Source organism: Candidatus Benthicola sp. (genome assembly GCF_058719085.1).
In genome coordinates, this window is the sequence record NZ_JBZQEK010000099.1 from 23375 (window position 1) to 42558 (window position 19184).

The 19184-nt window shown below is 68.0% G+C and carries 16 protein-coding genes and 1 tRNA gene; 3 read left to right on the top strand and 14 right to left on the bottom strand.

What is annotated here, in order from left to right; genetic code table 11:
- Positions 1-4: 4 nt before the first annotated feature.
- From smc to AC36XV_RS07955, 13 genes are all read right to left on the bottom strand, one after another.
- Entirely contained in the window at positions 5-3526 is a 3522-nt protein-coding gene (smc, locus tag AC36XV_RS07895) for a chromosome segregation protein SMC (RefSeq protein WP_492203137.1), read from the bottom strand.
- A 10-nt stretch (positions 3527-3536) separates the two neighbouring features.
- Complete coding sequence (locus AC36XV_RS07900; RefSeq protein ID WP_492203138.1) at positions 3537-4958, bottom strand: SPOR domain-containing protein; 1422 nt, start codon at positions 4956-4958, stop codon at positions 3537-3539.
- Positions 4959-5040: 82 nt separating this feature from the next.
- Entirely contained in the window at positions 5041-6606 is a 1566-nt protein-coding gene (locus AC36XV_RS07905; protein ID WP_492203139.1) for an SPOR domain-containing protein, read from the bottom strand.
- A 179-nt stretch (positions 6607-6785) separates the two neighbouring features.
- Complete coding sequence (gene rsfS / locus AC36XV_RS07910) at positions 6786-7160, bottom strand: ribosome silencing factor (RefSeq protein WP_492203140.1); 375 nt, start codon at positions 7158-7160, stop codon at positions 6786-6788.
- A 76-nt stretch (positions 7161-7236) separates the two neighbouring features.
- On the bottom strand, positions 7237-9117 hold the full coding sequence (locus tag AC36XV_RS07915) for a DegV family protein (protein WP_492203141.1): 1881 nt from the start codon (positions 9115-9117) through the stop codon (positions 7237-7239).
- Between the two features lie 60 nt (positions 9118-9177).
- Positions 9178-9639: a 50S ribosomal protein L9 gene (gene rplI, locus AC36XV_RS07920; protein ID WP_492203142.1), complete on the bottom strand. Its 462-nt coding sequence runs from the start codon at positions 9637-9639 to the stop codon at positions 9178-9180.
- A 63-nt stretch (positions 9640-9702) separates the two neighbouring features.
- Positions 9703-10647 carry a DUF2232 domain-containing protein gene (locus tag AC36XV_RS07925; protein ID WP_492203143.1) on the bottom strand — a complete coding sequence of 315 codons (945 nt, stop codon included), beginning with the start codon at positions 10645-10647 and terminating at the stop codon, positions 9703-9705.
- A gap of 35 nt (positions 10648-10682) precedes the next feature.
- On the bottom strand, positions 10683-10901 hold the full coding sequence (gene rpsR, locus AC36XV_RS07930; RefSeq protein WP_492203144.1) for a 30S ribosomal protein S18: 219 nt from the start codon (positions 10899-10901) through the stop codon (positions 10683-10685).
- A 3-nt stretch (positions 10902-10904) separates the two neighbouring features.
- Positions 10905-11372, bottom strand: coding sequence for a 30S ribosomal protein S6 (gene rpsF / locus AC36XV_RS07935; RefSeq protein WP_492203145.1), 468 nt, complete (start codon positions 11370-11372; stop codon positions 10905-10907).
- A gap of 157 nt (positions 11373-11529) precedes the next feature.
- On the bottom strand, positions 11530-13644 hold the full coding sequence (locus AC36XV_RS07940) for a sodium-translocating pyrophosphatase (protein ID WP_492203146.1): 2115 nt from the start codon (positions 13642-13644) through the stop codon (positions 11530-11532).
- Positions 13645-13704: 60 nt separating this feature from the next.
- The gene (gene pth, locus AC36XV_RS07945) at positions 13705-14274 is read right to left on the bottom strand and encodes an aminoacyl-tRNA hydrolase (protein WP_492203147.1); all 570 of its coding nucleotides are present in this window, start codon (positions 14272-14274) and stop codon (positions 13705-13707) included.
- A gap of 21 nt (positions 14275-14295) precedes the next feature.
- The gene (locus tag AC36XV_RS07950; RefSeq protein WP_492203148.1) at positions 14296-14970 is read right to left on the bottom strand and encodes a 50S ribosomal protein L25/general stress protein Ctc; all 675 of its coding nucleotides are present in this window, start codon (positions 14968-14970) and stop codon (positions 14296-14298) included.
- Between the two features lie 56 nt (positions 14971-15026).
- Entirely contained in the window at positions 15027-15986 is a 960-nt protein-coding gene (locus tag AC36XV_RS07955) for a ribose-phosphate diphosphokinase (protein ID WP_492203149.1), read from the bottom strand.
- Between the two features lie 163 nt (positions 15987-16149).
- Here AC36XV_RS07955 and AC36XV_RS07960 point away from each other — a divergent pair, with 163 nt between their 5' ends.
- From AC36XV_RS07960 to AC36XV_RS07970, 3 genes are read left to right on the top strand one after another with little or no spacing between them, the layout of a single operon-like run.
- Complete coding sequence (locus tag AC36XV_RS07960) at positions 16150-16386, top strand: CDGSH iron-sulfur domain-containing protein (RefSeq protein ID WP_492203150.1); 237 nt, start codon at positions 16150-16152, stop codon at positions 16384-16386.
- On the top strand, positions 16383-17393 hold the full coding sequence (gene nudC, locus AC36XV_RS07965) for an NAD(+) diphosphatase (protein ID WP_492203151.1): 1011 nt from the start codon (positions 16383-16385) through the stop codon (positions 17391-17393). The genes AC36XV_RS07960 and nudC overlap by 4 nt, the downstream gene beginning before the upstream one ends.
- Positions 17390-19090 carry a serine/threonine-protein kinase gene (locus AC36XV_RS07970; protein ID WP_492203152.1) on the top strand — a complete coding sequence of 567 codons (1701 nt, stop codon included), beginning with the start codon at positions 17390-17392 and terminating at the stop codon, positions 19088-19090. The genes nudC and AC36XV_RS07970 overlap by 4 nt, the downstream gene beginning before the upstream one ends.
- A 10-nt stretch (positions 19091-19100) precedes the next feature.
- Here AC36XV_RS07970 and AC36XV_RS07975 read toward each other — a convergent pair.
- Positions 19101-19171 (bottom strand) — tRNA-Gln (locus AC36XV_RS07975).
- Positions 19172-19184 lie beyond the last annotated feature (13 nt).

Genomic DNA, 19184 nt, shown 5'->3' on the forward strand with positions numbered 1-19184 from the left:
CTGGTCACGCGACCTGACCGCGCGGGAGATCCTGCAGCTCGAGACTCACGATCTTGCTCACCCCCGGCTCCTGCATCGTGACGCCATAGATCCAGTCGGCCGCCTCGATGGTGCGCGCGTTGTGGGTGATCACGATGAACTGCGTGTCGGACTTGAACCGCTGCAGCATGGCGGTGAACCGGCCGATGTTCGTCTCGTCGAGCGGCGCGTCCACCTCGTCCATCACGCAGAACGGGCTCGGCTTGGCCAGGTAGATCGCGAACAGCAGAGCCAGTGCCGTCAGAGCCCGTTCTCCGCCGGAGAGAAGATGAATGCGCTGGGTCTTCTTGCCCCTCGGACTCGCCGAGATCTCGATCGGGGAATCCAGCGGATCGTCCGGATCCTCCAGCCAGACGTCCGCCTCGCCTCCCTCGAACAGGGTCAGGAAGATCCGATGGAAGTTCTCACGGACTTCCTCGAACACGCGGCTGAACGCCGCCGACGCCGACTCGTTGATCCGACGGATGGAATCATGCAGGTCGGCGCGGGCCTTCTCCAGGTCCGCCTTCTGAGACTCGAGGAAATCGAGCCGTTCTCTCTCCTCGTCGTATTCCTGGGCCGCGAGCAGATTGACCGGGCCGATTCCGCCGAGCTGTGTGCGGATCGACTCCAGTTCCCCGGCCCAATCCTCCGGGGTCCCGTCCTCGGGCACCTCCACGCGGCCCTTCAGCTCCTCGAACGTGGTCTCCCATTCCGCCTCGAGCCGTTCCCGTACGTTGGCGCGTGAGCCCCTGAGCTGCGAGACTTCCAGTTCGAGCGCATGCCGCTGCTCGGCGATCTCGCGCTCGGCCTGCCTCTCCACACGCAACGCCGATTCCCGCGACTCCAGCTCCGCGCGGCGCTCATCCAGACCCTCCTGAGCCTCGCGCACCCGCTCGGCCAGCTCCGTCCTCCGTTCCAGCAAGCCGACCAGCTCCTCCTCGGCGGCCGCGATCGACGCACGGCTCCGGAGCACCGTCTCATCCAGCTCTTCCCGTTCGGCTTCCAGAGCGTCCACCCTCCGATCGAGCTCGGCGATCGTCTCACTGAGGCGTTCCTGGCGCTCCTTGCGTGACTGAAGAAGCGTCTCGCGGCGCGTGAGCTCGAGGCGGCTCTCCTGGAGCGCGGCGTTCTCGCGCTCCCAGTCCGCGGTCGCCGAGAGCTGACCGGCCCGCTCCGCGGCCAGGATGCCTTCGGCCTCGTCTCGCCTCTCTTCCAGGGCGGTCCGGCGGCTGTCGTCGGACTCGCTCCCCTCGAGCGAGTCCTGCATCGTCCGAAGCTCCTCCATCCGTCGTTCCACCTCTCCGAGCCCGTGCCGCGATCGCTCGAGACGATCCGACTCCCGGTCCCGCTCGGATTCCACCGACCGCCGCTCCGCGTCCGCGTCCTCGAGCTCGCGCTCCAGTCGGGCCAGGTCCTGCCCTGCGGTCTCGGCCTCTGCGTCCGTCCGGGACGCCGCCTCCCGGGCCTCGTCGAGCTCACGGCGGGCGGTCTCCAGCCGGGCCTCCAGCTCGGACAGCTCCCCTCTTCGCCGCAGAACGCCTTCCCCGGCCGCCGGACGGCCGAGGCGGACGATGCCGCGATCGTCCTGGCCCGCGCCGTCGGGAGAGACCCATGCGGTCTCCCGCGGAGACAGCTCGTCGCCCGCGGCGAGCTCCACGTCCGCCAGGAGGGAGTGAGCCCACGCACGGCCCTCTCCGTCCAGCCGGACCTTCCCGGCCAATCCGCTGGGGCGATCCCGGGGCTGTTTGCGCGGTCCGGGATCGACGGGCAACAGGACGACGCCCTCTCCGCCATCGCGGTCACCCAACCACTGCCGCACGAGCCGCACTGCCTTCCAGTCTCTGACGAGCACGGCGCCGAGCAGCGCTCCCAGGTGGGACTCCACGGCCGACCTGACGTCACGGGGCGCCTCGATCGCGTCGGCGAGCACACCGAGGATCCCCTCCCCCGGCCCGAGCTCGCGAATCAGGTCGGCCACGACGGGAGGAAGATCCGTACCTTCCGCCAGGGTGGTGGCCAGCCCGGCAGCGACGGCTCCGAGGGATGCCACCTCGCTCTCCAGGGCACCGAGTCTGTCGCGCTCTCGCCTCAGCTTCTCGCGGAGCTCCTGATACTCGCTCCTGGAATCGGCGATGCGAGCTTCGAGCGACCGAACGATCGCGACCCGGCTTTGGGCGCTCTCCTCGAGCTCCGACAGCCTCGCCTCGGCGACCGCAATGGTCTGCGCGAGAGCCGACCGCTCCTCCGCGCGCCGTTCGAGCTCACGTTCCCACTCCCGTGAGCGCTCCCGGACCGCCTCCGCTTCCGCATCCAGGGCACCCAGCTCCCGGATCACCCCGGCGAGGGCGCCGAGGGCCTCCCGCTCCCGCTCCTCGACCGCTCTTCGCTCGGCGCGGAGACGTTCGACCGACGCCTCGAGCTCACCCACCTGATCGCGGCGGGCATTCAGGTCCGCCTCGTCTTCCTCGACCTCGGCCCTCAGGGCCTCGGCGGCGGCCGCCAGGTCGGATCGACGGGCCTCGATCTGACTCCGCTCCTCGCGGATCGCCCGGCCTCTCGCCTCCGAAGCGGAGACCCGCTCCGCCGCCAGAAGGCGCCCGCGCTCCAGCTCCTCCGCCCGCGCTCGCGTGTTCTCCAGCGTGGCTGCCACCTCGGAGCGTCCCCGCTCGCTCTCGATCAGCTGCAGGCGGAGGTTCTCGGCCTCCGTCTCCCGCTGTCGCAGACCGGCTTGCAGTTCCGGCTGTCGCCGCCTCAGAGCTTCCAGCTCGGCCTCCGCCTCCTTCAGACGGGACTCCATCGACCGAAGCCTCTCGTCGGCCACCGCGACCTCGAGCTGAAGCCGTCGCTCACGCAGATCTTCATATCGTCGGGCCCGACCGCGCTGCCGACCGAGAGAGCGAACCTTGCTCCGGACCTCCCCGAGGACGTCCTCGAGTCGATCCAGATCATGCTCCGCCTGATCGAGCCTGCGCAGCGCCGTCCTCCTGCGGTCCTTGTACCGGCCGACTTCCGCGGCCTCCTCGAACAGCGACCGACGCTCTTCTGCCCGGTCCGACAGGATGGCGTCGATCATCCGTGCTTCGATGATCGAATAGGCGTTCGCGCCCAGACCCGTGTCGCGGCACAGGTCGTGAATGTCCTTGAGCCTGCAGCTCGCCCCATTGAGCTGGTAATCCGACTCGCCTCCCCGCAACACCGTCCGACCGATCACGACCTCCTTCTGCGGCACGGCGAGGATCCCGTCCTCGTTGGCGAGTGTCAGCGACACTTCTGCTCGGTGAATGGGCTTGCGTTGCGCGGTGCCCTGAAAGATCGCCTCCTCCATCCGGCTTCCGCGGATCGCCGTCGGACGTTGCTCGCCGAGGACCCAGCGCAACGCGTCCGAGATGTTCGACTTCCCGCACCCGTTCGGCCCGACGATCGCCGTGACCCCTTCATGCACCGCGATCTCGGTCCGGTCGGCGAAGGATTTGAAGCCGTGCAGGCTGAGCGACTGGATCTTCACTGCTGGTTCTTCACTGCGGCTCGCCCCTCCGGGTCACGAGCGTGGCGTTCACTCCGGCGGCGGAAAGCAGGCTGTCCGCGGGCCCTGCGGCCTCCTCGGACTCGTACGCGCCTGAATAGAGTCGGTAGATTGCCCCGGTGCTGTCTCCTGTGGGAAGCACATAAGCCGGCACCCCCGCATCGTGCAAGCGTCGGCGCTCGGATTCGGCTTGGTCCGGGTCCACGAATTCACCCAGAGCGAACGCGAGGCGCGCCGGCCTCATGTCCCAGTCGCGCTCTCTCTCCTTCTCCCGGCTCTCGACCAGCCGTCGCATGAGGTCGCGGGCCTGCAGCCGGTCCTCGAGCGCGCCCGCGAACACCCGGTAGTAGAGTCGATCGCCCACGGGCGTAGGAGCCACGAAGGCCAGGTTGCCGCTCTCCTCCAGCTCGGAACGCTTTCTCTCTGCCTCCTCGTACGGATAGAGGCTGGCGACGAGCACCGAATATGGAAGTTCCGTCCCGGACGGCGCCGGCGGCGCCGGGGTAACCTCCTCCGGCTCGGTGATTTCCCGGGTCTCCGCCGCGTTCGAATCGGCCTGCGCCGCGTGCCCCGCTTCCGGGACGCCCGCAGCTCCGGTCTCCCCGGCCACCCGCTCGGGAGCGTCGGTTTCGACGATGGGAACGATCTCCTCCTCGAACGCCGGCCATCCGGAAAGGCCCTGCCACACGAGCCAGACGGCCAGCACCGCCACCAGCCAGACCACGGCCACGCCCCCCAGCCCGCTGGCCGGCACGCGCTGCCTCAGGCGGTCGAGCCATATCTCCCACGGTCGGCGGGACCTGCGTCGGTCCTTCTCTACTGCCACGATCGGTGGCGTAGCGCTCGGACGGTAGAAGCCACCCTGCTTCGTGGCGGAGGGTTCACGGACCTCGGGCCGACCGGTCGACGGTAAGGCGGTCGTTCCGGCCGATCCCTCCGACTCGATCCGTGCGAGGACCCGCAGCCCCCCCGGCATGTGACGAGGAACGGTTGCACCGCCCAGCACGACGAGACCGTCGACCGAGAGGGCGCCGAGGTGGGCCGGGGCCCGGCACAGGTGGCCCAGATCGGTTTCCGTCAGGTACAGAAGGAGGGTGCCGCCGCGGCCAGCCGCCTCCACCAGGTGGCGGAAGAAGGGCAGCCCGGACAGCTCGACGATGCCGGGAACGGCTTCACCCGCGGGTACGGCGATGAACGAGCGAAGAGCCGGCTTGAACGCGACGTCGGCCACCCGGCGTTTCCCCAGCGTCACGTCATGCAGCCCGGGTCGGCCCTCGGCACCGAGGCCCCGATCCGGGCCGGCCGCACCCGCCACCGTGTTCACGAAGATCGTGCGAGGCCGGGCTCGGCCGACGATCTCCGCCACCTCGAGTGCCGCCGCGATGTCCACGTCATCGGAAGAAGACCTGCCCACGACCAGTACCCTTCGGGCCGCTTCGGGCAACCAGGCTGGCCTCGGGGGGCTCTCCCCCCTCTCCCGCGCATGAGTCACTCGATCAGTTCGTCTCCTCCCGCGAGCGTCCGGCAGCAGCGATCTCGGTGACCCATGCCTCGAGCCTGCGCTCCCGCAGAAGCTGTCGGGCTGCTGCCTCCGCCTCCGAACGTGACCGATAGGGACCGACCAGACCCCGGTACCAGGTGCGCCCCGCCTCATCGGGCACGTCCTGGACCTCCGTCGAAAACCCGGCCTCTTCGAGCGATTGGACAAGATCGCGGATCCCGGCGGCCTGCCGGGCCGACCCGACGATCGCGTAGAACCCGGGTGGCGGTCCCGCCTCTGCCGGCGCGGCCGTCTCATCCCTCAGCCCCGGGGCGACCTCCATTCGCTCGGCCAGGGCCATGGAATCCACGGCTGCCGGCGCTCCCGGAGGTGTCGCCGGACGGATCACCTCTTCGCCGAGTCGGTCGGTCGTGACCGCCGCGGCCGGATTCCAGTGAATCGGTATCCACCATCGACTTGCGTCGGCACCCTGGACGTCCGTCGAGCCTCCCGATTCGAGGTCGACGACGCGCACCTCTCCGCCTTCCACCGTCACGACCCGAGACCCCGGAAGACCGAGAGGAAGGTCGGTCCGCCATTCCGTGACGGCCCGAACCGGGGAGCCCCCGCTCACCGGGATCCACACGGCCACTCCCTGCTGCCGCACGAGCACGCCCTCTCCGAACAGGGTGGGCCGGATCGACTCCGCCGGGGCCGGGAGGTCCGCCAGCACACGGCTCTCGAGGTTGAAACGGTTGACGGCCAGCAAACGCGGTGGGACGTCGAGCGCCGCGTACACTTCGTGAGACGAAGGAGAGGCCGCCAGCGCGAGGATCTGGCCGGACAGATCGACGTCTCCGGCCACACCGATCGGCTGTGTGGTCAGAAAGACCAGCCCGCGGCCCTGCGCCGACCGAAACGCCGCCCTTCGGCCCCAGGCCATCACGAGCCCCGGCGGCTGAACGGCCGCCGATCCCGTCTCGACCGGCTCGGCTTCGTCGCGTCTCAAGAGCCATACCTCCCGACGCTCGGCCTCGCCGTCGACTACCACGAGCACGCCACCTTCGGCCGGTGCTGCCCAGCTCAGGCTCCGGTCCAGACCGTAGCGCCACACGCCGTCCCGGGAAACCTCGACGAGAGAGCCGCTCGGCGACATGTACAGCCCCACCGACGGGCTGCCGACCCACGTCGCCTCCGGTTCGACCTCTCCGACCCGCACGAGGGCGTCCGTCGGCGGATCGTAGGTGTGCAGCGTTCCGTCTGCGGAACGCAGGAGGACTCGGCCACCGGCGAGTGCGTGGGCCTCCACGCTGGGCGGGAGCTCCGAGTCGCCCGTCCAGACCACGCGATCGAGATCGGTCAGGTCGCGGGCTTCGGCGGCCCCTCCCGCGGATGGAACCGCGAGCAGGCTCCACTGGTCCACGGTCGAGCCCACGACCAGTGCCGCCCCGCGGAGCGCGGGTTCGAGACGGTCGGCCTCGGGGGTCGGGGATGACGGCTCACAGGACGCCCCCAGCACGAGAGCCGCCAGCGCGGCGGCCGTCCCGCGGGCGATCCGTGCCGCACGGAGATCATGTTTCAATGCGCCTCTTTCCTCGCGGAGTGCCATCCTGCGGTCTACGACGGCAACATGACGAGCGGCGAAGAGGGTGGCAAGAAAGAACGACGGGCACGAACGCGAGGGGATCGACACACGCCTCGCCGAGCACGTTCGTTGGCTGGAAGTCGGCCGGAAGGCCTCGCGCCGACCGGTGTCCTGCCCTATTCCAGCGCGAGCGCAGGAGCGTCTCCCCACAGTCGCTCGAGATCGTAATAATCCCGCACGCGGGGAAGGAACACGTGCACCACGAGGGTGATGTAGTCGAGAAGGATCCAGTGGGCCGCGGACTTCCCTTCGATCCCGGCCGGCCGGTAGCCCGCCTCTCGCAGCCTCTCGACCACGTTCTCGGCGATCGCCCGCGTGTGGGTATCGGAATCGCCGCTGGCGATCAGGAACCAGTCCGTGGCATCGGACAGGCCCCGCAGGTCGAGCAACGCTGCATCCCGAGCGTTCCGCTCGAGCGCCGCCTCGACCGCCACCACGACCTCGGCCGGGGTCTTCTCTTCCATCTTCACATCGGCTTCGATCTGTGCCACGTGCTCCTCTTCCGCTCCTCTGTTTGCGTCCGTACGGCTTACAGGCTCCGAGATCCGTCGCGGCTCCCGGGTCGGGTCATTCCTCGACCTGGTAGGCGACCGCCCAGGCCCCGGGACCGGTATGCACGGCGAGAGACGCCGTGGTCGGACCACTCAGGAGCTCGACCGGGTCGAAGCGGGCCTCCAATTCCCGCACGAGCTCCTGCGCCACTTCGGGCGCCGCGAAGTGCGCCACCCCCAGTCGGTATCGACGGGCTCCCTCGAGCCCGGTCTCCACCTGATCGAGAACCTGCTGCATCAGGGCATCGGAGCCCCGGGCCGTGCCGGCGCGGATGACCCGTCCCTCGCGATCCAACGTGAGGATCGGCTTCAGATCGAGGAGACCCCCCAGCCATGCCTTCGCCCGACCGACCCGGCCGGACCGCAGCAGAAACTCGAACGTGTCGACGGTGAGGAAGATGTTCGACCGGTCGCGCACCTGCTCGAGCTCGGCCGCCACTTCCTCGAGGCTGTGTCCGTCATCCAGCAATTCCACCGCTCGAGCCACCAGCAGTCCGACTCCGAGTGAGCCCGATCTCGAATCGACGGCAACCGACGGCGCATCGAACTCTCGCATGGCGGCGGCTCCCGACGCGAACGTCCCGGACAGTCCACCGCTGACGAACACGCCCAACAGCTGCTCTGCCCCCTGGCCCAACGCGGTCCGGAATCGTTCTTCGAACACGGACGGAGCGGGTTGCGAGGTCTTGGGAGCCGGGGCCCCGGGAGTCAACAGAATGTCCCTCAGCGCATCGCTGTCGAGGTCGATTCCGTCCCGATACGTATCGTCCCCGACGATGACCTGCAGCGGAACGACCGTGACGCCATGCCGCTCCGCCCACTCGTGAGGAAGATCGGCCGCCGAGTCGGTGACCACGGCCACGTGGCGCCCGGCGCCGACGAGCTGTGTGTCCTCCACCACCTCCGACACGATCTCGCCGAGCTCCTCTAGTCGCTCCCGCACGACCGCCGGCGTATCGGAGTGAATGTGCACCTTCGCTACGGGACCGGCGCGCAGAACGATCGTTGATGTTCCCAGGTCCTGAATCAGGCGGCGGATGTGGGTCGTGTCCGGAACGTGGTCCCCCCGCAGCGCGATCTGGGTGCAGTAACGCCCCTCGTCGGCCCCGACCCCGGCCTCCCGGGCCATGTACAGCGATGGACGGTCACCCCCGTGCGTTCGCTCCAGCGGTGCCTCCGCGATCACATCGCCCGGAGCCTGGCCATCGATGTAGCGGACGACGCCCTCGAAGAAGGACACGAACCCTTTCGCACCCGCGTCCACCACACCGGCCTCCCGCAACGCAGGAAGGAGCTCCCGGGTGCGCAGCAGCGATCGGTGCGCGGCCTCCTGCAGCTCCTTCAGCCAGAGGTAGAGGTCCGAGTGGGAGTGCGCGCGTCGCCTCGCTTCGGCGGCCAGGTCCCGCGCCACGGTGATGATGGTTCCCTCACGGGGATTCTCGAGCACGTCGTGCAGAGAGGTGGCAGCTGCGGACAGGGCCTCGGCGATGTCGTGAGGCCCTACGCGAGGCCGACGCGCCACGCTGTCGGAGAATCCGAGCAGATACCGCGAGAACAGCATGCCCGAGTTACCACGCGCGGCGAGCACGCCGGCCTCGGCCGCGACCCCGGCGACCTCGGAGAACGACTCGCTCCGCACTCTGCGCAGAGCGTCCGAGATGGAGCGCAGGGTAAGAGTCAGATTGGTTCCCGTGTCCCCATCCGGAACCGGGAATACGTTGATTCGATCCAGCTCCGCCCGCTGGCGGGCCACGTAGGCGGCGCCGGCCAGAAAGCCCCGCCGCAGGCGGTGTCCATCGACATAGGCGATGCGAACGCGAGGACGGACGGGACCGTCCTCCAGGGGATCCGTTCCCGGTCGATCAGCGTCGGCGCCCACCCTCGCGGTATCGCTCAACCCCGGCTCCCAGTGTCGTGGGCGGGACGCGCGAGGCGGCCCGCACCCGGTCCGAATCCATCAGCTCCCGGTATCGCCCTCCGCGATGACCCAAACGGTCACCTCCGGCCTGACTTCCGAGTGGAGCCGCACCGAGACCTTGTACACGCCGAGCTGCTTGATCGGCTCGTCCAGTCGAATCAGGTGACGATCCACCTCGATGCCCTGCTCTTCCAGCGCCTGGGCGATGTCGGTCGCCGTGACCGAACCGAACAGCTTGCCCTCCTCGCCGGCCCGGACCGTGAAGCTAACCGATTGGCCCTCGATCCGCTCCGCCGCGGCTCTCGCGCGATCGAGGTCCCGCGCGGACCGCTCGAGGATGTGGCGGCGCTCTTCTTCGAACCGCTTTCGATTCGCTTCGGTCGCCTCGTAGGCGATGCCCTGCGGAATCAGGAAGTTCCTCGCGTAACCGGGCTTGACGTCCACGACTTCCCCGATCTCACCGAGGTTGTCCATCGCCTGCCTGAGTATGATCTGAACCATGTCCTGCACCCCTTGCTTGCGTATCCCACCGTCCGCCGACGTTCAGGACGCCGCGGACTCCACTCAAATATCGTCTCGCGTCCGGGCTCGGGACAGCCTCGCCCGGAGATCGATCCACGTGTCGCTCAACCCGAGGACCAGGGCGGTCCCGAGCACGAGCGGATACAGCAACACCGCGGCCAGACCGAGCAGCAGCCCGCTCCAAACGGACGTGACGGCTGCGGCACCGATCCACAGCAGTATGGCCACTCCCCGGAGAAGGTACAGCGCACCCATGAAGAGTGCCGCGTTCTCTCCGATTCGGAAGGCCGCACGCCCGAGCGGGAAGACCAGGAGGCACAGCCCGCCGATCAGCAACCAGATGAGGTGGTCGCTGAAGCGAAACCCGCGAACCGGGCCCGGGCTCCGGACACGACCCGAGATCCTCTCGAACCCGAACCACGCCAGGCCGAGAGAGGCGACGGTGGCCAGCAGGAGCAGGGCCGGATACACCTCCTCCTGAAAGTCCAGCCAGCGCTGTACGGCCCCGGATACCTGGCGCTGCACCTCCGGATCGGCTCCTCCCTGCAACTGCTGGACGATACTGCCGGCGACCAGAGCGGCCTGCCGAATCTCCCCCACCATCCACCAGTTGACGCCCTGCACGACACCGGGACGCGCGAGGCCGATGAGCAGCATGCCCCCAACGGCGAGACCGATGGCTCCGAGGGAGCGATCCATCCAGCCCTCTCCTCCCCGCGCGACGCTCACGGCGACGAAGGATCCGCCGACGATGAGGCTCCAGGCCCGGGGCACGTACCACTCCATCCCGCCGGGCGGAGTGCCGGCGAAACCCATGCCGAGGATCAGCGCGGCCAGAGCCACGCTCATCCAGTCGTCGGTCCGGAAGGCCAGCAGCAGGAGAGCGAACGGGACGAACACCATCCACACCGGGCTGATCGGCGACAGCATGGCCGCCGCCATCACGAGCAGAGCCGCCCGGGCCAGCGTCCAGCCTCTCTCCTTCACGCCTCGCCGTTCCGTTTCACCGATCCCGCATGCACTCAGGAATGATAGCCCTGAATGTACGGAATCAGCGCCAGATACCGGGCTCTCTTCACCGCCGTGCCCAGCTGCCGCTGGTGCCGGGCGCACGTGCCCGTCGCCCGTCTCGGGAGAATCTTGCCGCGGTCCGTGATCAGACGGCCGAGCGTATCCGCATCCTTGTAGTCGATTCTCTCGACATTGCGCTCGCAGAACTTGCATACCTTTCGGAAAGCCATGCCTCAGTCCTCCTTCTCGTCGTCATCGTCGTCGTCCTCGTCGTCGTCCTCGTCCTCGTCGTCATCGTCGTCGTCATCGTCATCGTCGTCATCGTCGTCGTCATCGTCGTCGTCGTCATCGTCGTCGTCCCTGCGGCCGGGGCGGTCCTTCTCGTCGTCCACGGCAAAGGGAACGGGAAGCTCTCCCTCCGACAGCACCACGAGGTGCCTCAGGAGTTCATCGTCCAGCTTGAGAGCCCGTTCGAATTCCGGCAGGACGGAGGGAGAGGCCGTGAACTGCGTCACGACGTAATAGCCGTTGTCGTTCCGATCGATGGGATAGGCGAGCTGGCGTTTGCCCCAGTGCTCGACCGCCGTGATCTCGCTCCCCTCCGAGCCGAGGATCTTCGAGTGATACCCTTCCAGGCGCTTCTCGATCTCGTCGGTGGTCAGGGAGGACTTGAAGATGTAGACGACTTCGTAGTCCCGCATGCGTTCGCTCCTTCGGTCTGAGTCGGCCACGGGCACGTTCCCGCGGCAGGAGAATCTGTACTACTTCTCGCGCGCCGCGGACCTGCCTCGTCCGCGGGCGGCGCCAAGCTAGTCGTGCGGGCCCCGGCCTACAACCCGGGCCCGCACCCCGACGGGCTCACCCGAGGAAAGGCAGCCACTCCAGCGCCCCTCTGAGCGCTTCCAGCGTGTCGGCGTTCACCACGGCTCTCCCGTGAACTCGCGCAAACCAGGGAGCGAGGACGAGGGACACGACGCTGATCAGCTTGATCACGATGTTCATCGACGGACCCGAGGTGTCCTTGAACGGATCCCCCACCGTGTCCCCGACCACCGCCGCCTTGTGAGGATCGGATCCCTTGCCCCCGAGCGCTCCACCCTCGATGTACTTCTTGGCGTTGTCCCAGGCACCACCGGCATTCGCCATGAACAGGGCCAGCAGCACGCCGGAGAGCGTCGCTCCCGCCAGCAGGCCGCCCAGCGCTTCCACGCCGAGGAAGCGGCCGACCAGAATGGGCACGGTGATGGCCGTCAGCCCGGGAATCACCATTTCCCGCAGCGCTGCCCGGGTGGAGATGTCCACGCAGCGCGCCGAGTCCGGCTTCGCCGTGCCCTCCATCAGCCCGGCGATCTCCCGAAACTGCCGTCTCACCTCGGCCACCATTCCCGCCGCGGCCCGGCCGACGGCCGTCATGGTGAGCGACGCGATGAAGAACGGCGTGATGCCGCCGATGAAGAGTCCGATGACGACCAGCGGATCGACGATGTTGATCCCGGTCTGCGTGAGTCCTACCGCGTTCGCGTACGCCGAGAAGAGGGCGAGCGCGGTCAGTGCCGCGGAACCGATGGCGAAGCCCTTACCGATCGCCGCCGTCGTGTTGCCCAGCGCGTCGAGCCGGTCGGTGATCGAGCGGACGTCGGGTCCGAGACCCGACATCTCGGAGATTCCGCCCGCGTTGTCGGCGATCGGACCGTAGGCGTCCACCGTCATCGTCACACCGACGGTCGCCAGCATGCCCACGGCGGCGATCCCGATGCCGTACAATCCGGCGAACTGAAAGGCGAAGAAGATCGACGCGCAGATGAGGAGCAGGGGCAGCGCCACGGACTCCATGCCCACGGCCAGACCCGTGATGATGTTCGTGGCTGCCCCCGTCTCGGACGCCGCAGCAATCGACCGCACCGGCTTCGCGGCGGTGTAGTACTCGGTGACCAGGCCGATCAGGATGCCTGCCAGCGAGCCGAAGAGCATGGCCCAGAAGGGGCCGGCCGCCGCGTTGCCCCAGGACCAGAAAGCGACCTCGGAACCGCCGAAGACGTCGAGACGGACGGTCACGAAGTACGCCCCGATCCAGAACAGCACGGCCCCCACGAAGGTCGTGTTCCGCAGCGCCGCAGCGGGATTCATCTTCTCGAGAATCCGCATCGAGAAGACGCCGATCAGCGAAGCGACCAGCCCGATCATGGCGAACAGGAACGGCAGTGCGATGGCGGCCAGCCGCCGGTCCGGTGCGATCGTCGTCACGGTGACACCGAGCACGATCGTGGCGACGATCGAGCCGACGTAGGACTCGAAGATGTCCGCGCCCATGCCCGCGACGTCGCCCACGTTGTCTCCCACGTTGTCCGCGATCGTGGCCGGGTTGCGGGGATCGTCCTCCGGAATTCCCGCTTCCACCTTGCCCACGAGATCGGCGCCGACATCGGCTGCCTTGGTGTAGATTCCCCCACCGATCCTGGCGAACAGGGCGATCGAGGAAGCCCCCATGGCGAAGCCGCTCACGATCTCACCGAACGGGCGGAATCCGACCGCCTCCGGACTGAAGATCAACAGGACCCCGCCGAGCCCGGCGAGACCGAGGCTGCCGACCGCCAGCCCCATCACGGCGCCGCCGCTGTAGGCCACCCGCAGAGCCTTGGCCTGACCGCTGGAGCGGGCCGCTTCGGTCGTGCGAACGTTGGCCCGTGTCGCGGCCTGCATCCCGAGGAATCCGGCCGTGATCGAGCAGACGGCCCCGAAGACGTACGCGGCGGCCGACGACGGACCGATCAGCCAGTAAAGCATGGCCGCCACGAGGAGCACGAACGGCACCAGAACCGAGTACTCGCGCCGCAGGAACGCCATCGCACCCGAGTGAATCGCGTCCGCCAGCTCGCGCATGCCCTCGCTGCCCGGGGACTGCGCCCTGACGTAGAAATAGAGCAGCAAAGAGAACGCGAGGCCTCCGATACCGAACCACAGCGCCCAGCTCATCCAGTGCTCCACGAGTAGCCTCTCCTGTATTCCGTTTCCGTTGTCCCGTGCCCGCCCCGATCAACTCTCGTTGAACGCGTTCATGGCGAGCTCGATGCCCTCCTCCAGCCACGACTCGGTGGCGAGGGCCATCCGCCCGAACTGCTCCAGAATCGCTTCCTCTTCCGAACGGGTGGGTTCACCCAACACCCAATCGGTCAGGTCGAGATCCGAATCGCGCGGCGAGCCGACCCCGATCCTGAGTCGGGCGTACTCCCGACTGCCCAGCGCCTCCTCGATCGATCCGAGGCCGTTGTGGCCACCCGCCGATCCCTTCGCCCGGAGGCGAAACCGTCCCGGCGGCAGCGCTACATCGTCCACCAGCACGAGGAGGTCTTCCTCGAATCGAAAATCCGGATCGGCCAGGTAACGAGCCAGCACCCGGCCGCTCCGGTTCATGTACGTCAGCGGTTTGACAAGCCGGACGCTCTCTCCCCGCACGCGTCCTCCGGCGGATGCCGAGGCCCCCGCCCTCTCGAAAGGACCGAACGACCATCGCGAAGCGAAGTGGTCGGCCAGCCACCAACCCGCGTTGTGTCTCGTGTCCCGGTAACGGTCACCGGGATTGCCGAGGGCGAGTATCAGCTTCATCCGATGGCTCGGCTTGGGCTGCTACGCCTCCTCGTCCTCGTCGTCCCCGCGGGCCGTGATGACTTCCGGCTCCTCGTCCTCCTCGAGCAGCTCCAGGCCCTCGATCTCGAGTCCGGGCTCCTCTTCCTCCACGGCCACGACCTTCGGCGCCACGACCGTGCACACGGTCAGGGACTCATCTTCGAGCAGCGTCACGTCGCCGGTTTCCAGGGCGCCGATGTGGAGCGAGTCTCCGATGGCCATCTCCGAGACGTCGGCCTCGAAGGACTGCGGAATGTCGCGCGGCAGACACTCGACTTCGATCTCGTGCCGCACCACCTGGAGAATGCCGCCATTCTTCACGCCGGTAGGAGTGCCGGTGAGGTTCACCGGAACCGCGACACGGATCTTCTCGCCAGCGGTGATCTCGAAGAAGTCGACGTGAAGGATGTCGGAACGGTACGGATGCCTCTGGATCTCGCGAATCAGAACGGCACGTGGCTTCTGACCATCGATCTTCAGGTCGACCAGCGTGTTCTCCGTGGAGATCCGGCTGATCAACGCCTTGAACTGCAGGGCGTCGGCCTGCACGGCCGTCGGTTCCTCGCCGTGACCGTACACGTTGCCCGGGATCTTGCCCGAGTTGCGGATGCGACGGGCCGCTCCCTTGCCCGTTTCCTTCCGTTGCTCGACCTGCAATACCGCCTGCTCGCTCATCTCTGATCCTCGCCGCCGTACCGCCCGGTCCGGCTTTCCTTGTCGATTCTCTGTATCTACGTGAACAACTTGCTCACGGAACGATTGTAGTGCGTGCTCTCGATGGCGCGAGCCAGGAGCCGCGCCACCGACACCGTCTGCAGATTCCGCAGCCTCGACGACTTCTCGGCCGGGATCGCGATCGTATCCGTCACCGCCACCTCGACCAGATCCGCCCCGTTGAGCCGCTCGACCGCCGGACCCGACAACAGCGCGTGGGTCGCGATCGCGTAGACCTCGCGGGCGCCGCGCTCCCGGAGAGCGGCTGCCGCGCTGGCCATCGTTCCGGCCGTGTCGACCATGTCGTCGGAGATGATGCAGCGCATGCCATCCACGTCACCGACGACGTTCATGACTTCGGCCTCGTTGGGTCCGGGGCGTCTCTTGTCCATGATGGCGAGGCCCGCTCCCAGCCGCTTCGCGTACCCGCGTGCCATCTTCGCCGCGCCGACGTCCGTCGCCACGACCACCAGATCGTCCCGGCTCAACCCCTCGTAGTGGGACATGAACACGGGTGCCGCGTACAGGTGATCGACAGGTATGTCGAAGAACCCCTGCAGCTGGTGCTGGTGAAAATCGATCGTGATCAGGCGGTCCGCTCCCGCCGCCACGATCAGATTGGCCATCAGCTTCGCCGCGATCGAGACCCGCGGCTGGTCCTTACGGTCCTGCCGCGCGTACCCGAAGTACGGCACGACCGCCGTGACGCGAGCCGCCGACGCACGCTTCGCCGCGTCGATCAGGAGCAGAAGCTCCATGATGTTCTCTGCCGGCGGGTTCGTGGACTGGATCACGAAGACGTCCCGTCCACGCACGTTCTCGTCGATGCGGACGAAGATCTCTCCGTCGGCAAACCGCTTGAGGGTGACCGCACACAGCGGCTGGGCCAGTTCCTCCGCGATCCGTTCCGCCAGGGCCGGGTTCGCCGTGCCCGTGAGCACCATCATCGGTGTTCCGGTGGCCGAGAGCTCCGTCATGCCCGCTTTCTCCCTACGCCGTCGCGTTCACGCGTCCCGAAAACAGCCGCGTAGTTTACACCGGACGCCGGGTAGCGTCAACCGAGGCGGGGTGTCCATGCCTCTTGTTGACCGGCCCGTGAAGCGCCTATTCTCGACCCTGAGCTCACGACAGGAGAAGCCCATGGATGAACCACGAATCGCCGCGAAGAAGCCGGCGATCATGGAGCTGGACCCGGGAACCCACTGGTGGTGTCGGTGCGGTCGTTCCGCGAATCAGCCGTTCTGCGACGGAAGCCACGCAGGAACCGGCTTCGAGCCGGTGCCCCTGGAGATCGAGCAGGCCCGTCGGGTCGCTCTCTGCCAATGCAAGCATACGGACCGCACGCCGTTCTGTGACGGAACCCACAAACGCCTTTGATCGAACGACGCGGAGCGGCGGATTCACCGAGTTTCGAGCGGACGGAGGTCACCTCGGGGCTCGAGCTCGTGCACACCTTCGCAGGGAGCGGGCTGGATCGCGCCGAGCACCTGCGGTCCGACGAGGTGCGAGTGCGAGAGCTCAAGCTCGGGGGCAGGGCCCGCTATCTGGCGTTCCGGCGCCTCGACCCGCTGGTCTCCCGAGAGGTGAGCGCTTCCCTGGTCTGGCTGACGGAGGGAGAGGTACGGCAGATGACCGGGAAGGCGCCGTCGCAGGTCGTGTTCCTGGGACTCGATGGACCGATACCGCGTTTCGCTCTCCGGGTGTCCGACGATCTCGAGGACGGCCCGACGGGAGTCGCCGGTCTGCCCGGCAGTCGATTCCTGGGCGTACGCGAGATCGCCCCGCTCCTGTCGCCGCAGGAGGCGGCGATCGCCGCCCTGGGGCGGTCGCTGCTGGGCTGGAACGCGTCGCACGGCTACTGCCCCCGCTGTGGTAGGCCCACCCTCGCAGGCGAGGCCGGACACGTGCGGCGATGCACGGGTTCGGAGTGCGGCACGCTCCAGTTTCCGAGGGTCGATCCCGTGGTGATCATGCTCGTGCATCGCGACGGGCGATGCCTGCTGGGGCGGGCCGTGAGGGCCCGGCGATACCCACCCGGACTGTATTCGTGTCTCGCCGGCTACGTGGAGCCGGGCGAGTCGATCGAGGAGGCGGTCCGTCGGGAGACCCGGGAGGAAGCGGGGCTTCCGGTCGGTCAGGTTCGGTATCACTCCTCTCAGCCGTGGCCGTTTCCTTCCTCCTTGATGATCGGGTGCCTGGCCGAGGCGCTTTCCGGAGACGCGAGACCGGATCCGAAGGAGATCGAAGAGGTGCGCTGGTTCTCCCGAGAGCAGATCGCCGAGGCCGTACACCGCTGGAACGAGGACGATGCGGTCCGACTTCCCCCGCCGATCACCATCGCCCACCAGCTGGCGCTCGCCTGGCTCGCGGAGGTGTGGGAATGAGAGGCGCGACGGAGGGTCGCGGGGGAACGCCAGGTCCCGAGGAGCGGCTCATCGCCCCGCTGCGCTCCACGCCCTTCCTGCCCACTCCGGCGGGCGGTGGACTGGCGTACATGCCGGCCGATCTCCTCGAGCAGACGTGCCGGCGCGTGGGGATCGCCTCGTTGGTCTTCGCCGGAATCTGGGCCTGGGTCCTGCTGATGAACAACGTCGCCTGGCGCCTGTTTGGGCCGTTGCCGTCTCACGTGGCAGAATGGAACGTGATCGGCAACCCGATCTCGGCGATCGGACTCGGCCTGTCCCTCGGCATGGTCTTCGTCGCCGGCCGACTGCACCACCGGCCCGAGACGCTCCTCGATGTCGGGCTCATCTTCGAGGTGGCGACGTGCGCCCTCATCGGAGCCGCCAACTGGTGGATTCCGGTCCAGAACGGCTTCGGCGTCTCCTGGATCTGCGTCGTCGTGATCCTGTATCCCGCGATCGTTCCCGCCAGGGTCGACAAGGTGCTGCTGGCCTCCCTCATCGCCGCCAGCATGGATCCGATCTGGTACGGGATTGGCGTACAGCGGGGGATGGAATACGGTCTCGGGGGCTACCAGCTGCTGTGGGCCTTCGTCCCGAACTACGTGTGCGCCCTGTTGGCGATCGTGCCCGCGAAGGTGATCCGGGGGCTCGGCCGTCGGGTCTCCGCGGCCCGCGAGCTCGGCGCGTACCAGCTCGGCGAGCTGCTCGGCCGGGGAGGGATGGGAGACGTGTACCGGGCCACCCACCGGCTCCTCGCCCGTCCCGCCGCCATCAAGCTCGTCCGGAGCGAGGCGCTGGGGGCGGCGGGGGACTCGGCGGCCGTCGTCCTGGAGCGATTCCGTCGCGAGGCCCACGCAGCCGCCAACCTCCGCTCGCCGCACACGATCGAGCTCTACGACTTCGGGGCCAGCGACGACGGACACCTGTACTACGTGATGGAGCTGCTCGAAGGGCTGGACCTGCAGGAACTGGTGAGCCGATACGGACCGCTGCCGGCCGGGCGCGCGGTGCACCTCCTGAAACAGGCGTGCATGTCGCTCGCCGAGGCGCATGATCGGGGCCTCGTGCACCGGGACATCAAGCCGTCCAACCTCGTGGCCTGCCGCCTCGGAGCGGCCGTGGACTTTCTGAAGGTCCTGGACTTCGGCCTGGTCAAGATGTCCTCCTCGGAGGAGGGCGTCCGAGCCGATCTCACGTCTCCGAACGTGACCACCGGCACGCCGGCGTTCATGGCACCGGAGCTGGCGCTCGGAGACCGGCCGATCGACGGCCGCACCGACCTCTATGCCCTCGGGTGCGTCGGGTACTGGCTCCTCACCGGTCGTACCCCGTTCGAAGCCGCCACGCCGGTCGCCATGCTCATGAAGCACGTGCAGGAGGCGCCGCGTCCCCCCTCGGAACTGTCCGAGCTCCCGGTCTCCGAGGAGCTGGATGGAATCCTGCTCGACTGCCTCGCGAAGGATCCCGGGGCGCGTCCTGCCCATGCGGCCGAGCTGTACCGTCGCCTGTCGGATTGTACGCTCGGGGACCCGTGGACTCGCGACCACGCCGTGGAATGGTGGAGGCTCCACCTGCCCGAGGTTCAGTCGGACGCCGGCGACAGCGACACGATCTCGGCGCCGGTCGGGGGTCCAGGCGCCATCCTCGGGCAGGCGGGCGCACCCGGGGATCACTGATCTTCGGGGATTGGCCCTCCAGGATTCGAACCTGGATTACCGGCTCCAAAGGCCGGGGTCTTGCCATTAGACGAAGGGCCAGAATCACGCGGCG

Excerpts from the sequence above, each read along its gene's own strand:
- rplI (WP_492203142.1), bottom strand. The coding sequence starts at position 9,639 with ATGGTTCAGATCATACTCAGGCAGGCGATGGACAACCTCGGTGAGATC.
- rpsR (WP_492203144.1), bottom strand. The coding sequence starts at position 10,901 with ATGGCTTTCCGAAAGGTATGCAAGTTCTGCGAGCGCAATGTCGAGAGA.
- rpsF (WP_492203145.1), bottom strand. The coding sequence starts at position 11,372 with ATGCGGGACTACGAAGTCGTCTACATCTTCAAGTCCTCCCTGACCACC.
- AC36XV_RS07940 (WP_492203146.1), bottom strand. The coding sequence starts at position 13,644 with ATGAGCTGGGCGCTGTGGTTCGGTATCGGAGGCCTCGCGTTCTCTTTG.
- pth (WP_492203147.1), bottom strand. The coding sequence starts at position 14,274 with ATGAAGCTGATACTCGCCCTCGGCAATCCCGGTGACCGTTACCGGGAC.
- AC36XV_RS07950 (WP_492203148.1), bottom strand. The coding sequence starts at position 14,970 with ATGAGCGAGCAGGCGGTATTGCAGGTCGAGCAACGGAAGGAAACGGGC.
- AC36XV_RS07955 (WP_492203149.1), bottom strand. The coding sequence starts at position 15,986 with ATGACGGAGCTCTCGGCCACCGGAACACCGATGATGGTGCTCACGGGC.
- AC36XV_RS07960 (WP_492203150.1), top strand. The coding sequence starts at position 16,150 with ATGGATGAACCACGAATCGCCGCGAAGAAGCCGGCGATCATGGAGCTG.
- AC36XV_RS07970 (WP_492203152.1), top strand. The coding sequence starts at position 17,390 with ATGAGAGGCGCGACGGAGGGTCGCGGGGGAACGCCAGGTCCCGAGGAG.